Raw genomic sequence first — 15,067 nt, 5'->3', positions numbered from 1 at the left:
CATCAATGTTGTTTGATCCGCCGCCATCGCCAGCAAGCCGGCTCCTACAAAGGGATCGGTGTTTCACGGGCGTTGAAGGGCCTTGAGCAAGTTCTGCGCCAAGGGCTGGAACGCCCGCCCGACAAGGGGTTGGGCGGGGTGGTGTTGCTGGGGAAGCAATGCCGGGGAGGCGACTGCTCGGCCAGCAGCAGTCGCCGCGCAATGCTGCTGGCAGGCCAGCAACCAGCGTCGGTTGTTTGCTTGGTGTCAGGCGCAAAGCCCCTTAAACCGGGCGTTTCAGCTCTTGGCACGGGCGCTGCAATAGCTCTGGCAACAGACACTTGCCCAACCACGGAGCTGCCCATGACGCTTGCTGCCAAACAATCCCGACCCGCTGCCCCGGCTGAACTGGAGCAGATCTGGTTCACCCGTTGCCCGGTGCCGACCGCTTCCGGCATCGCCTACAAACTCGGTTGGCTCAGCGAAGAATTCGCCGCTGACGGCCTGCCGGTTTCGACCTTGCAGGAGGCCCGGCAACTGGGGCATCACCACTACGATCACGAGTTGCCGGGCCTGTTTCGTGAAGGCGGCAACGTACCGGCCCTGGCGGCACGCGCCGCTGGTGCACCGAGTCGCCTGATCGGCCTGACCTGGATCGAAGAGTGGCAAACCATCCTGGTTCGCCCGGACTCCGGCATTCGGCGTCCGCAAGACCTCAAAGGCAAGCGTCTGGCGCTGCCCGCCTGGGGTGAAACCCGCCCCGGCAGCATCGCTCGGGCCATGAGCCTGCACGGCTACAAAGGCGCGTTGAGCCTGGCGGGGCTGGGCTTCGATGACGTCGAACTGGTGGAAGTGGCGCTGCAAAACCAGGAGCAGGCGGCGAATCCTCAAGAGGGCTTGCAACGCCTTTGGTCGGGCCTCGATTACCTGGTGCGCGGTGAAGTTGACGCGGTGTACGTCAAAGGCGCGTCCGCCGCCGATGCCGCGCGGCGTCTCGGGCTGGTGGTGGGCATTGATCTCGATCTGATCGCCGAGCCGCGCTATCGCATCAACAATGGCACGCCGCGCCCGATCACGGTCCACCAGAGCCTGCTGGACAACCATTTCGACCTGGTCGTGCGCTTTCTCGCGCAAACCCTCAGCGCCGCCGATTGGGCAGCGAACAATCGCGAGGCGCTGAACGCGATTCTCGAAGAAGAAACCCGCGCCGGCAGTGCCGGTGTCGCCGAAGCCTATCGCGGTGAATTCCACACCACGCTGGCGCCGGACCTGTCGGCACGGCGTCTGGAATTTCTCGATACCCAAAAAGACTTCCTTTACCTGCACGGCTTCCTCGAACGCGATTTTTCCATCGCCGACTGGGTCGATCCGCGCCCGTTGCAAGCCGCCCATGAACTGTTGGCCAAGCGCCGCGCCTGACTCTGGAGAATTGCCATGACCGTCCTCATCAACGAACAACTGATCAGCGAAGAACTGAAAAACTTCATCGACAAGGTGCTGGTCGAGGCTGAAGAAGCCTTCACCGTGTTCCGTGAAACCAACACCATCACCGCCAACGGCACCGTTGGTTTCATCGAGCGCGTACCGGGCCAGGAGCTGCTGGTGTCGGTGAACTACGGTGGCCCGTGGAATTACCGCAAGCCGCTGCAAGCCACGGTCACCGACTTCGAAGGCAAGGTGATCTTCGGCAAAGGCAAGGGTGGGTTGGGGCGTTACACCAAACTGTTCCAGCAACATGCCGATGTGACCACCGTGTCCCATGTGCACTCGCCATACCTCGGCGCCTGGGCGCAAACCCACCGCACGCTGCCGTTCCACTACGTGCCGGTGCAGCGTTATCAGCTCGCCCGGGAGTTGCCGGTGTACATCGACCGCCGTCAGCCGGAAGTCGATTTCATCCTCGACAAGATTGCCGAGAACCCCTTCAACCTGGCGATTCTCGAAGCCAACGGCGGCTCCACCGTGTGGGGCAAACAGGGCCTGCGCGCCACCGCCGAATTCATCCTGTTGCTGGAGGAGGGCGCGCAACTGCAACTGCTCGCCGACGCCCTCGGCGGCTCCCGTGCCTATGGCCCTGGCGTGCTGACCCAGCAATGGAAAATGAGCGGCCTGTACGACAAAGCCACCGAGCTGGGCCTGGTGCCAGCCATCGACCGGCGCAGCTAACAATCTCCAGGCCACCACCATCCCCTGTAGGAGCCGGCTTGCTGGCGATAGGGCCTCGAGCCTTGCACCGATTTCACTGACGCCATCGCCAGCAAGCCGGCTCCTACAAAGGTGCATTGCCCCTACAAGGAACACACCCATGGCTGTAAAAATTCTCTGGTACCTCACCACCCCCGACGGGCCTTATCCGTGGGAACCCGAAGGCCGCTGGACAACCGATTTCGAACATCTGAAACAACTCGCCGTGGCCAGCGACCGTCTCGGTTACTACGGTTCGCTGCTGGGTTCCAGCCCCAACGAAAGCCTCGCTGTCTCGGCCGCGCTGATTGATGCCACGAAACGCCTGCGCTTCCTGGTCGCGCAACACCCCGGTGAACTGTCGCCAGCCGTGTTGGCCAAGTGGGCGCTGACCTTCGATCAATTCTCCAACGGCCGCCTGCTGTTCAACGTGGTCAACGGCAATGACGCTGGCCTGGCCACCCTCGGCGTGCATTACCCCCACGACGAACGTTATGACTTCAGCCTCGAATACTGGCGTGCGTTCCAGAGCTTCTACGCCGGGGACACCTCGGGGTTCGACGGCCAGTACGTCAAGCTCGCCCCCCGTTCAGCGGCTGCCGCGAATCATCCGTTGGGTGGCTGGCATCCGCCGAAGCAAAAGCCTGGCATCCCACTGTGGGGCGCGGGCACGTCGGGGCCGGGTGTCGCGCATTCGGTGCAACTGCTCGACGTGTACCTGAGCTTCGCCAACACCCCGCCGAAACTCGGCGAGAAATTCCGCAAGGTCGCAGCAGAAGCCGCGAAAATCGGCCGTGAGCTGACCTTCGGCACGCGCCTGCAAATCATCGTTCGCGAAACCGAGGAAGAGGCCTGGGCCCACGCCGAGAAACTCTTGCAACGTACCTCGCTGCAAACCGCGCGCACGGCCATCGAACGTCAATTGCCGCCCGGCGAAACCCTGGAGACCTTCCACAGCGACGATCCGCAGATCCAACGCAACGTCGAGGCCATTCGCGCCGGCCGTTTGCCCAAGGCCCGGGACCTGGAGATCTACCCGAACGTCTGGCTCGGCCCGAGCCTGTTCGGCTTCAACATCCTCGGCCCGGCAGCCGGCACTTACCTGGTGGGCAGCGCCGAGCAGGTCGCCGAGCGTATTCGCGAATACGAAGCGCAGGGCACATCGGCATTCATTCTGTCCGGTTTCCCGCTGATCGATGAAGCGCACCGGGTGGCGGATCTACTGTTCCCGTTGCTCGATCTGGATCACGGTTTCGACGTGCCGCAATTGGGTGTCAGCACACCGGCACCACGGCGTGTAGCAGTGACCGAGCGAGTCTGAGGAGACAGCGATGAACGAATTTTCCCGTCGCCGGTTTCTCGGCAATGGCCTGGCGGTCAGTGGGGGCCTGTTGCTCGGCAGCAGCCTGCTCAGCGGATGCGACAGCGGGGCACAGGTCAGCGGTGCGGCCGCGTTGTCCAGCACCCCGGTGCGCGGCGGTCGCTTGCGGGTCGGCATCATCGATGGCGATCAGTCGGGCAACCTCGACGCGCACAAACCGGTGGGCGGCGGGATCATTCGCGGCTGGGCGCTGTACAGCAAGTTCTGGGAATGGAACACCGACGTCAGCACGCGCCTGGCCCTGGCCGAGTTTGCCGAGCCGAACGCCGACGCCAGCGCCTGGACCATTCGCATCAAGCCGGGCCTGGAGTTCCATCACGGCAAGAGCATCGGCGCCGATGACATGCTGTTCTCGATCCTGCGCCTGACCGACCCGAAACTGGCGTCGCCATTCGCCGGTCTGGTGGGCGCGATCGACCGCAACGCGTTGCGCAAACTGGATGCGCGCACCATCGAAATCCGCTTCAAGGAAGGCCAGAGTTTTTACCCGCTGGATGAAACCCTGATCAGTTTCGGCGGCATCGTCCCCACCGATTACGACCCCGTCAGCAACCCGGTCGGCGCCGGCCCCTACAAGCTCAAGAGTTTCATTCCCGGCCAGCGCTCGCTTTATCAGCGCTTCGAGAATTACTACAAGCCCGGCCAACCCTATGCCGATGAACTGGAGATCATCGAGTTCAAGGACCAGGTGTCCCGCGCCGCCGCCCTGCGCGCCGGGCAGATTGACGTGGCCAGCGGCGTGCAAGCCGAACACAGCGCACTGCTCAAGGCCGACTCGCGGCTGAGGTTGTACGCCTCGCCGAGCACCTCGTTCACCGGGTTCAATCTGAATCTGGCGAAGCAACCGTTTCAGGATCAGCGGGTGCGCCAGGCGTTCCGCTTGTTGGCCGACCGTCGCGAGTTGGTGGACCGTGGCCTCAACGGTTTCGGGCGCATCGCCAACGACCTGTATTCGCCCCACGACCCCACCTATAACCACAGCATTGCCCAGCGTCCCTACGACCTGGAACAGGCGCGTTCGCTGTTGCGCCAGGCCGGGCAGACCGACTTGCGGGTGGAGCTGACCACCACGCCGGGGCCGGGTGTCAACGCGGCGCTGGTGTTTGCGCAACAGGCGAAAAAGGCTGGGGTCGAGATCAAGGTCACTCAGGTCGATGGCTCGGTGTTCAACGGTCCGCAACGGGAAAACTGGCTGCTGTCGCCGGGCTCCACACCGGCCCGGGGTTTTCTCGCGTCGGCGCTGCACAACGATGCGCCACAGGCCATCTACAACCGCAGCAACTTCCACGATGAACGCTTCAGCGCGCTGTACCGCCAGGCGCTGGCGCAACCCGACCTTGAGCAACGCAAAGTGCTGGTGCACGAAGCGCAAGGCATTCAACACGAACGCGGTGGCTTGTTGATCTGGGGCTTCAACGATGTGCTGGACGCGGCATCGGTGCGGGTCGGCGGTTTGCAGCCTGAACAGACCACATTTGCCTCTTGGCGTTTTGATGAATTGTGGGTGAACCATGCCTGAGCCTTTTTGCAAAGAACCCCGCACGCCAGCCTGGCTGTCGTGGTTTATCGGGCGCCTGGCTTACGGATTGCTGACGGCGTGGGTCATCAGCCTGGTGGTGTTCATTGCCACGCAGGCGCTGCCCTCGGACCCGGCCCGGGTGATTCTCGGCCCCGACGCGCCGCTGGAAAGCATCCTCACCTTGCAACGCCAGTTGGGTCTGGACCGGCCGGTTCTTGAACAGTACCTGCGCTGGCTCGGGCATGCCCTGAGCGGCGAGCTCGGTGTGTCGCTCGACTCCAACGCGCCGGTCGGCAGCATTCTGTTCGGCCGTTTCGGCTACACCCTGGCGCTGCTCGCCGGGGTCATTGCGGTGGTGGTGCCGGCGGCGTTGTTGCTCGGCGTTTCCCTGGCGTTGCGCCGTGACAGTCGGCTGGATCGCTGGAGCCTGTCGCTGCTGATCTTCCTTAAAGCCACGCCGGGATTTCTGTTGGCCATCGGTCTGGTGCTGCTGTTTTCCATGCCGCACATGGACCTGCTGCCGGCGGTGTCGATCCTCGATCCGGACAAGTCGCTGCTGCGCCAACTGCAGTTCCTGGTGTTGCCGGTGTTGGCCCTGAGCCTGTCGGCATTGCCGTACCTGGCGCGCATGGTGCGGGCATCGATGATCGAGGCGCTGGAGTCCGATTACGTGATCGCTGCGCGCCTGCGCGGCATTCCCGAGTGGCGCATCGTCTGGCGCCACACGCTGCCCAACGCACTGATCCCGGCGATTCAAGGCGTGGCGTTGACGCTGAGAACGCTGATTGGCGGCGCGCTGTTGGCCGAGGTGATTTTCAGTTACCCCGGCATCGGCACCTCGTTGAATTCGGCGATCCAGATGCGCGACTTGCCGATGGTCCAGGCCATCGTGCTGGTGATCACCCTCGGCGTGGTGTTGATCAACCTGCTCGCCGATCTGCTGACCGTGCTACTTACGCCAAAACTGCGCACCGCCCGCCGCGTGACCATGATTCAGCGTAACCGCCGGGGCATTCAGCCGTGGTGGCGACGTTCCCCATCCAAGGCGCCTTGAGAGGTAAAACATGACTGACTCCCGACGTTCGCGCTGGCAGGTCTGGCTGGCGGAACCGCAAACCCGCAAGGGCGCGCTGATCACTGCGCTGGTGGTGACACTGGCGTTGTCTGGCCCGTGGCTGGCGCCGCACAGCCCGACGGAAATGCTTGGTTCGGTGTACGGCGCACCGGTTGGCGCGGCATTACTGGGCTATGACTTTCTCGGGCACGACGTGGTGTCACGCTTGCTCAGTGGTGGCCTCTCGGTGTTGTGGATGTCGGTGGCGGCGGCCTCGATTGCGCTGTTGACCGGTAGCACCCTGGGGTTGCTGGCGGGTTTTTCCCGGCGCCGGCTCGACCAATTGATTACCTGGCTGGCGGACGTGTCGCTGGCCTTTCCCGACCTGATTCTGGTGTTGTTGATTGTCTCCATGCTCGGCCGCGCGCCGTGGTTGATCGTGTTGACTGTGGCCATCGCGTTCACGCCCGGTGTGATCCGCCTGGCCCGTGGCAGTGCGGTGGCGGTGGCGGGGCAGGAGTTCGTCGAGGCCGCGCAGATGATGGGCTACTCGCGGCGGCGGATTCTGTTCAGGGAGATCCTGCCGAACATCCTCACGCCGCTGCTGGTGCATTTCGGCAACATGCTGACCTGGGGCGTCGGCATGCTCTCGGGCCTGAGTTTTCTCGGCTACGGCGTGGCGCCGCCGACCGCCGACTGGGGGCTGATGATCAATGAAAACCAGGCCGGTTTACTGGTGCAGCCGTGGGCGGTGCTGGCCCCGGCGATCCTGATCGGCATCTTCGCCTATGGCACCAATATCCTCGCTGAAGGCATCGGCCGCAGCAGTTCACGGATCGGAGAAAAACAGCCATGAATGCGATTGCCGGGATCGAGTCCCGCCCGCCGGTGGCCACAGCCGGGGTGTTGCAGGTGCGGGATTTGCGGGTCGAGTTGGCGGGACAGATTGACGTGCTGTCCGGGGTTTCGTTCAGCCTTGAGGCGGGCGAGATTCTGGGACTGGTCGGCGAATCCGGCTCCGGCAAGACGACCCTGGCCACCGCGTTGCTCGCCCATGCCCGGCGTGGGGCGCGGATTGTCGGCGGGCAGGTCGAGGTGTCGGGTCATTCGTTGTTGACGCTTGAGGGCGAAGCGTTGCGCCGGGCCCGTGGCAGCCTGATCGGCTACGTCGCGCAGGACCCGGCGACGGCGCTGAATCCGGCGCTGCGCATCGGCAGTCTGCTGCGCGAAACCCTCGGTGCGCATCAGATTGAACTGGATCGTGCGGCGCAACAGCAGCGCATCGTCGATACCTTGCGTGATGTTGGCTTGCCGGACGACGCGGCGTTTTTGCGGCGCTTCCCCCATCAGCTCTCCGGTGGGCAGCAGCAACGGGTGATGCTGGCGCTGGCGTTTGTCCTGCGTCCGCAGTTGATCGTCCTCGATGAACCGACCACGGCGCTGGACGTCACCACTCAGGCGCACATCCTCGCGACCTTGCGCCGCTTGTGCAAAAGCCTCGGCGTGGCGGCGGTGTATGTGTCCCACGACCTTGCGGTGATCAAGGACCTGGTCGACCGGGTGATGGTGATGTATGCCGGGCGCATCGTTGAAGTCGCCGACCGTGAAGCGTTGTTCACGCGGCCGGCTCATCCGTACACCCGAGGCCTGCTGGCGGCAATTCCCGATGTGGCGCAGCGTCGCGATTTGCAGGCGATCCCGGGGCATGCCCCGGCACCGGGGCAGCGGCCGCACGGCTGTGCTTTCGCGCCTCGGTGTTCGCGTCGCACCGCCGAGTGCTCGCAGGCTGAGCCGGCCTTGCACGACCTGTCTTCAGCGCAGCGAGTGGCGTGTCTCGATCCGCATCTTCAGGCCTTGCAGCTAGTTGCCCAGGCGCCGGTGTCGGCTGTCGATGTGCCGGTGGAGCGGGCGCCGTTGCTGGAGATCAAAGACTTGAACGTGGCCTACGATCGACAGGTGTTGTTCGACGTCTCCCTGCGGGTGGCCGCCGGGGAATGCCTGGCGCTGGTGGGCGAATCCGGTTCCGGCAAGACCAGCCTGGCCCGGGCCATCGCCGGGCTCGGGGAAAACGCCGAGGGCGACTTGCACTATGCGGGTGTGCCGCTGAGCTTGTCGGCCCGCCGGCGTGACGGGCGGCAACGGCATCAGATTCAGTACATTTTTCAGAACCCGTACCGGGCGCTGAACCCGCGACAAACCGTTTACCAGACCCTGAGTGCGCCGCTGGAACACTTCTTCGGCATCAAGGGCAACGTTGCGCGCCAGCGCGTGGATGCGGTGCTCAAGCGGGTGTCGCTGCCGGCGTCGGTGGCCGATCTGTATCCGCACAGCCTGTCCGGCGGCGAGCGCCAGCGCGTGGCCATTGCCCGGGCGCTGGTGTGTGAGCCGAAACTGCTGATCTGCGATGAAATTACCTCGGCGCTGGACGTGTCGGTGCAGGCTTCGATCCTGGCGTTGTTGCGGCAATTGCAACTCGAAGGGCTGACCCTGCTGTTCGTCACCCACGACCTCGGCGTGGTTCGCGCGATTGCCGACCGGGTGTTGGTGTTGAAGCTGGGAAGGGTGGTGGAGCAGGGGGCGGTTGATGATGTGCTGGATCAGCCGCAGGCGGCGTATACGCGTACGTTGCTGGAGAACTCGCCGACGTTGGGCGGTGGATCTTTGTAGGCAGCTACCATCGCCATCGCCAGCAAGCCGGCTCCTACAGAGTATGTGTGTACGCAGAAATGTGGCGCGACACAAACCTGTAGGAGCCGGCTTGCTGGCGATGGCGATCGTCCAGACACATCCGGAACCGAATTCTGGCAACGGCCTCCCTCCTGCGCACTAGCCTTGTGTTTCTCCCAAAAACACAGGAGGGCAATGGAATGCCCGATCTTCCCCACGCCAACCACCTGCGCGCCGGGCGCTATTCCGAATCCGCTCAAATCTACCTGCTCACTGCCGTCACCCATAACCGTGATTCCGTCTTCGCCAACTGGCGGGTGGGACGTCTGATCGTGGACCAATTCCGCCAGTCCCAGACAGAAGAATGGGCCGACTCACTGGCATGGGTGGTGATGCCTGACCAGTTCCATTGGCTGGTCGAATTGAAGAACAGCACATTGCCGGCGTTGATGCTGGCGACCAAATCACGCAGTGCCAGGGCGGTGAATGCACGTCTGCAACGCAGGGGGGCGCTTTGGCAAAGAGGCTTTCATGATCGGGCGATTCGTCGGGAGGAGGATTTGTTGGCGGTGGCGCGATATATCGTAGCCAATCCATTGCGCGCGGGGCTTGTCACGCGGGTGCATGATTATCCGCTGTGGGATGCCAAGTGGCTGTAGCCGGGATAGTCGGTGGTGGCTGTCAGGCCGCCATCGCCAGCAAGCCGGCTCCTACAGAGTCCGTGTATGTACGCAGAGTTGTGGCGCGACACAAATCTGTAGGAGCCGGCTTGCTGCGGGCGGCGTTCCGACGATTCGATGGTGAACGCTACGCCACCCGCGCCTTGCGCCGCCGTACTTCCTCGCGCACCGCCGGGATGATCCAGCGGCCGTAATCGACGGTGTCGTACAGCGGGTCATAACCACGATTGAGGAAGGTGGTCACGCCCAGGTCGACGTAATCGAGCAACGCCTGGGCCACGGTTTCCGGGGTGCCGACCAGGGCGGTGGTGTCGCCGTAGGCGCCGACGGCGGTGGCGGTGGGCATCCACAGGGCGCGGTCGTGACGATCACCCTGTGCCGCAGCGGCGAGCAAGCGTTCGGAGCCGGTGCCCTTGATGCGTTTTTGCCAGGGGCTGCCGGCGGCGAACTGTGGATTGGCCTTGATCTGTTCCAGAATCTGCTCCGCCCGCTGCCACGCCAATTCTTCGGTCGCCCCCAGAATCAAGCGCACGGACAGGCTCACCCGTGGCGCTTCCACGCCCGCCGCACTTGCCGCCGCGCGCAGTTTGCCGATCTGTTCGGCGACGCCGCTCAGCGGTTCGCCCCACAGCGCATACAGATCCGCGTGTTTCACCGCGATCTGATAGGCAATGTCCGACGACCCGCCAAAGGAAATCGGAATGTGCGGCTGCTGCAATGGCTTGACCGGCGAGAAGGCGCCCTTGATGTTGAAATACTGCCCCTCGAAGTCGAACGGTTCTTCAGCCGTCCAGGTGCGCCGGACGATCTCCAGGTACTCATCGGTGCGCTTGTAGCGTTCGATCTTGTCCAGCAGGAAGTCGCCTTCCTGGGGTTCGGCGGTGATGCCGGTAATCGCATGCAGGCGAATCCGCCCGCCGCCGGTGGTGTGATCGAGTGTCGCGAAGGCTCGGGCAGCGGCGGTGGGGGCGTTCAATGCCGGACGATGGGCGATCATGAAACCCAGGCGCTCGGTGTGCGCCGCCGCGTAGGCCGCAATCTGCAAACTGTCCGCGCTGCCCGGGCCGCTGGCGATCAGCACCCGGTCGAAGCCTGCGTGTTCATGGGCACGGGCGTGGTGGCGGATAAAGTCCAGATCGAAATCCGCGCTGCGAATGCCACGGGTCTCGGACCACTGGCGGGGGAAAATCATGCCGACAAATTCAATGGACATGGAACACTCCTGATAGCGATAGGTGCGGCTGCGTTAAAACTGGTAATCCACCTGGGCCAGCAACGTACGGCCAGGCATGGGCTGCAAAAAGGTATTGGTCGAGCCGGCCAGGCCGCTGACGAAGTTCAGCTCGTTGGTCAGGTTGAGCACCCGCAACGTGGTGCTCCATTGCGGCTGGCGGTAATACACCGCGAGGTCGAGGTTGTACTCGTCGGGGATTTTCACGGTCTTGCTCAGGTTCAAATACCAGCTGCTGGTCCACCAGCCGGACAGCTCTGCACCGAAGCCCGAGTCGAAGCGATAGTCGACATAACCGCTCGCGGTGTACTCGGGAATCTGCACCGCGTCGAAGCGCCCGGACGGCCGCTGATTGAGGCTGTTGTTGTCGCCGAACACCGTGCCGTTGTCGGGCACAAACCCGGCCGAGGCGAAACCGGCCTGTGAGGCAAACTCGTTGTAGGCGCTGAGTTTTGACAGGTTGAGGCCGCTGCGCAGGTGATTGTCCGGCTGGTAGCGAAGGGTCGATTCCACGCCCTTGATCACCAGTCGGGCAATGTTGTTATTGCTGTCGGGCGATTGATCCCGCGCCTGCTTGAACGCGGCCAGGGTCATGAACAGTTCGTTGGGCACCGCTTCGACTTTCAGCCCGACTTCGTGCAACACGCTGAGGCTCTGGAAGGCCAGCGGGTTGAGCTGATTGGCACCGGCGCCGCTGCCCCAGCCGAGGCCGTTGGAGAAGAACCCGGTATTGACCGCCAATGAGCGATCGAAGGTGTAATACAGCGTGCTGTTTTCGGTCGGTTTGACGTAAGGGCTGACCTGAAACGCGAACAGCCGATAATTGTCGCTGTCCTTGCGCGGATTGCCGCCGGCCAGCACGAACGGGTTCTCGATTTCAGCGTCGATCCAGCTGCGGCTGGCGCCAATGTTTAGACCGACACTGTCACCGAATCGCAGGTTGTGCTGGCTGAACAGGGTCTTGGTGGTCCAGGTGCTTTCGGCGGTGTAGGGCGCCACCGACTCGGCGTACAAGCCGTGGCCCGCCGGGTACATCGCCGGCAGATTCAGCCAGCCGTAGTAGTTGGAAAACTGCGCCACGCCGGGCTGGCCGATCCACGCGCCATTGCCGCCGGCGGGGTTGGAGCCGGTCAGGCCCAGCAAAGTGCCAGGATTCTTGCCCGACGGGTCCTGGGTCAAGTCATAGGCGTTGATGGTCGAGCCGAAGTTGTTGTTGGCGGCGATCGACTGGTTGAACTCGCGGCGGTAGATCACCCCGGTGTTGCTGTCATCGCGCAGGGTCAAGCCGCCGAATTGCACTTCGTTGCGCGAGCGGAATTCGAAGCGGTTATCGAACAGGTTGTCCTTGGACTGCACCTGGAAAGAACCGACCGCATCGGTCATGTCTTTGGAGCGCTGGTAGAAGGTGCTGTTGGCCAGGGTGATGGTCGGTGTCAGGTCGGCTTCGACCCGCAGCTGTGTGGTGAAGCGCCGCGAGCTGTTTTCATCCTCGTCGCGCTGACCGGTTTGTGACGACAGGCTGGTCAGGCCATTGCCCGTCAACGTCGGGTCATACACCCAGCCGCGCAAACTGCCGGGGTTGCTTTGGGTGTTGGGCGAGGCCGTCTGGAAGCTGCCGTTGACCACGCTGTATTGACCTTGTGCGTTGCGCTGGCGTTTGACCCAGCCGAGGGTCGGTGCATCGGCTGCGCCGGACGCCAGCACCGGCGACCACAGGGTGTTGCCGTTCTGGATGATCGGCGTGGCGCGCCCGGCGTAGTACTTGCCGCTGTCCACCAGTTCCTGGTTGGCGCGGTTCCAGCCGTGGGTGATGTTGTAGTCGTAGTAATTGTCGTAGCTGGCGTTCCAGTCGACCCGCACCGTGTCGTTGCGCCAGGCGAGGGCGCCGTAGAACGCGTCGAAGTTGTTGTCGACGTTGTCGTAGAAGTCTTCCTGGCGCTGCTTGGTGATGCTCAGGCGATAGGCGAGGTTGTCAGTCAGCGGCCCGGTGTTGTCGATGCTGAATTTACTGGAATCGCGCGATTCACCGTCCGGCACCCAGGCGCCCAGTTCGCCGCTGAGTTTGGTTTTGAATTCGTTGAAATTGGGCTTCTTGCTCAGGTAATTGACGTAGCCGCCACTGCCCGACACCGAACCGTAGGTCACCGAGGACGGGCCGGCGACGATGTCGGCGCCTTCGTAGGCGTTGAAGTTGGCCGGGTGGCGCACGCCGTATGCGCGTTGCCCGTCCTGGAACACTTCGGAACCCTGGGCGCGGAACTGCGGGGCGAGGCCGGCGTTCTGGCCGCCGCCGCGGGTAATGCCGGGGGCGTATTTCACCAGGTCATCGGCGCTGCGGATCGAGTCGTTGGCCAATTGCTCGGCGTTGATCTGGGTGATGGAGCGCGGCGTGTCGAGCACCTTGGTTTCGATGCCGCCGTAGACGGATGTGGGTGGCCGGGTGGGCAGCGCGTCATCGTCGGACTCGCTGGCACTGGCCTGGACGGTGACGGTTTGCAGTTGGGTGTCGGCGGCGAAGGTCGGTGTTGACAGGGTCGACATCACCGCCATGGCCAGGGCGGAGCGTTTTACGGGCAAACGAAAGGCGATAGAGGGCATGGCAAATGAGCCTCGAGATAAAAATTCATGGAAATTTGTAGGCGTTTCCTGACACCCCCCGACCTTGTAGGAGCCGGCTTGCTGCGGGCGGCGTTCCGACGATGGCGGTGGTGGCCGTTATGACGCCATCGCCAGCAAGCCGGCTCCTACAAGGATTCGTTCCCGTAGGGCATGTTGTTAGGTGTTACGCCGTGTCTTTCAACCAGAGCTTTTCAAACCGCCAGGTGCTGAACAGCGACTCTTCCGCCGCCGCGCCGCCTACGCGGTTGGCTACGCTGTCGAGCAGGTCGGCGTAGCCCCAGATCAGCATGCCGCCGCGTTCGTACTGGATCTGTTGAACCTGATGCACCAACGCTTTGCGTTTCTCCAGATCGGGCTGGGCCATGGCCGCCAGAAACAGCTCGCTGAACTGTGCATCCTTGAAGTGCGTCTTGTTGGCCACGGCAAACGGCGCGTCGGTGTGGATCGCACTGGCCAGGAACGGCGCGCCGATGCTGCCGCCGGTGCTCAAGGTCCAGTCGGTGCGCAGCGGTCCCTGGAACGTGGCCAGGTCCACTTGCTTGACCTTGAGCGTGACGCCAATGCGCTTGGCCTGTTCGGCCAGCACCAGCGCCGACGTCAGCCCCGGCCCCGGCGTGGTCACCAGTTCCAGTTCAAGGTTTTCGTAACCCGCCTCCTTGAGCAATTGCGCCGCGCGCCGCGGATCGTGGGGACGCGGCCCGAGCGTGTGGTTGAAGGTCGGATCGCTCGGCGCATACAGGTCGTTGGCCACGCGGCCCTGACCGTTGAGCGCCCGGCGCACCAGTTCTTCGCGATCTGCCAACAGGCGAAAGGCCTCGCGCACCCGTGGGTCGTTGAACGGTGGCTTGTCGAGGTTCATGTCGAACGACAACCAGTTGCCGGTCACCGATTTCAGCACCTTGAGCCGAGGGTCGTGCTGCAGCACTTCCAGCTGTTCGGTGGGCATCACGTTGGCCATGTCGATCTGCCCGGAACGCAGGGCCGCCAAGCGCGAAACCTGATCCTTGAAGTCGATGATTTCCAGCTCGTCGGCGTAGGGTTTGCCGTCCTTGTAGTAGTTCTCGAAGCGGGTGAACAGCGAGCGCTGGCCGGGGGTGAAGCTTTTCAGTTTGTAGGGCCCTGCGCCCACCGGATTGCTCACCGGGTGATAGTCCACCGGCACGATGCCGCCGAAGTTGACCCAGGTTTCCGCCAGCGGCATGTAGCTGCGGCCTTCACGGAAGTTCAGGCGCACGGTGCGCGAGTCAAGCTTGACCAGGTTGTCGCGGTCCACCCAGTGCAACAGCGCGGCATAGGGCGAGGCCAGTTGCGGGTCAGTGAGACGGCGGATCGAGAAGATCAGGTCATCGGCATCGATGGTCTTGCCATGGTGGAATTCCAGCCCGGGGCGCAGGCGCAACGTCCAGCTGCTGGCGTCGGCATTCGGCTCGGCGAACTCGGCGAGGGCCAGGCGCGGCTGCATCTGCTCATCCCATTCCCACAGCTTGCTGTACAGCGCAAAGCCGCGAACGATGCCGCTGCCGATGGGTTTGTGCGCATCGAGGTTGCCGCTCTGGTTGCCGTCGAGAATCCCCAGGCGCAGGCGTCCGCCATAACGCGGCTGATCGTCGGCAGTGGCAATCGCCGCCGCCGTTTTTTCGCCGCTCGGGCCACACCCGGCGAGCAGGCCGCCACCGAGCAGCAAACCGCCGCCGAGCAGTGCGCTGTGACCGAGAAAATCCCGGCGACTGAACAATGAATGATCCTCGCTCAT

The 15,067-nt window shown here is 63.5% G+C and carries 11 protein-coding genes; 8 read left to right on the top strand and 3 right to left on the bottom strand.

Annotated elements, in window-relative coordinates:
- Positions 1–342: 342 nt before the first annotated feature.
- The 8 genes from KGA82_RS22150 to KGA82_RS22115 all read left to right on the top strand — a co-directional run bounded on the left by KGA82_RS22150 (position 343) and on the right by KGA82_RS22115 (position 9,443).
- Entirely contained in the window at positions 343–1,398 is a 1,056-nt protein-coding gene (locus tag KGA82_RS22150; RefSeq protein ID WP_223452540.1) for an ABC transporter substrate-binding protein, read from the top strand.
- Positions 1,399–1,413: 15 nt separating this feature from the next.
- The gene (locus KGA82_RS22145; RefSeq protein ID WP_192229261.1) at positions 1,414–2,145 is read left to right on the top strand and encodes a class II aldolase/adducin family protein; all 732 of its coding nucleotides are present in this window, start codon (positions 1,414–1,416) and stop codon (positions 2,143–2,145) included.
- Positions 2,146–2,284: 139 nt separating this feature from the next.
- A complete protein-coding gene (locus KGA82_RS22140) occupies positions 2,285–3,484 on the top strand; it encodes an LLM class flavin-dependent oxidoreductase (protein WP_223452539.1) in 1,200 nt (399 codons plus the stop codon).
- Between the two features lie 10 nt (positions 3,485–3,494).
- Positions 3,495–5,063: an ABC transporter substrate-binding protein gene (locus tag KGA82_RS22135; protein ID WP_192229263.1), complete on the top strand. Its 1,569-nt coding sequence runs from the start codon at positions 3,495–3,497 to the stop codon at positions 5,061–5,063.
- Positions 5,056–6,117 carry an ABC transporter permease gene (locus KGA82_RS22130; RefSeq protein ID WP_223452538.1) on the top strand — a complete coding sequence of 354 codons (1,062 nt, stop codon included), beginning with the start codon at positions 5,056–5,058 and terminating at the stop codon, positions 6,115–6,117. Before KGA82_RS22135 ends, KGA82_RS22130 begins: the two co-directional genes overlap by 8 nt.
- Positions 6,118–6,127: 10 nt before the next feature.
- Positions 6,128–6,973, top strand: a complete 846-nt coding sequence (locus KGA82_RS22125) for an ABC transporter permease (RefSeq protein ID WP_192229264.1) — start codon at positions 6,128–6,130, stop codon at positions 6,971–6,973.
- A complete protein-coding gene (locus tag KGA82_RS22120; RefSeq protein WP_223452537.1) occupies positions 6,970–8,784 on the top strand; it encodes a dipeptide ABC transporter ATP-binding protein in 1,815 nt (604 codons plus the stop codon). Before KGA82_RS22125 ends, KGA82_RS22120 begins: the two co-directional genes overlap by 4 nt.
- A 200-nt stretch (positions 8,785–8,984) precedes the next feature.
- Positions 8,985–9,443, top strand: a complete 459-nt coding sequence (locus KGA82_RS22115) for an REP-associated tyrosine transposase (RefSeq protein WP_223452536.1) — start codon at positions 8,985–8,987, stop codon at positions 9,441–9,443.
- Between the two features lie 148 nt (positions 9,444–9,591).
- Here the strand turns inward: KGA82_RS22115 and KGA82_RS22110 are convergent, their stop codons facing one another.
- From KGA82_RS22110 to KGA82_RS22100, 3 genes are all read right to left on the bottom strand, one after another.
- Complete coding sequence (locus KGA82_RS22110) at positions 9,592–10,677, bottom strand: LLM class flavin-dependent oxidoreductase (RefSeq protein WP_223452535.1); 1,086 nt, start codon at positions 10,675–10,677, stop codon at positions 9,592–9,594.
- Between the two features lie 33 nt (positions 10,678–10,710).
- Entirely contained in the window at positions 10,711–13,293 is a 2,583-nt protein-coding gene (locus tag KGA82_RS22105) for a TonB-dependent receptor plug domain-containing protein (protein ID WP_223452534.1), read from the bottom strand.
- 184 nt (positions 13,294–13,477) lie between these two features.
- Complete coding sequence (locus KGA82_RS22100; protein ID WP_223452533.1) at positions 13,478–15,067, bottom strand: ABC transporter substrate-binding protein; 1,590 nt, start codon at positions 15,065–15,067, stop codon at positions 13,478–13,480.

It is taken from the genome of Pseudomonas sp. BF-RE-22, from assembly GCF_019956155.1.
Classification (GTDB): domain Bacteria; phylum Pseudomonadota; class Gammaproteobacteria; order Pseudomonadales; family Pseudomonadaceae; genus Aquipseudomonas; species Aquipseudomonas migulae.
This window is presented reverse-complemented; position numbering and strand designations above follow the sequence as displayed.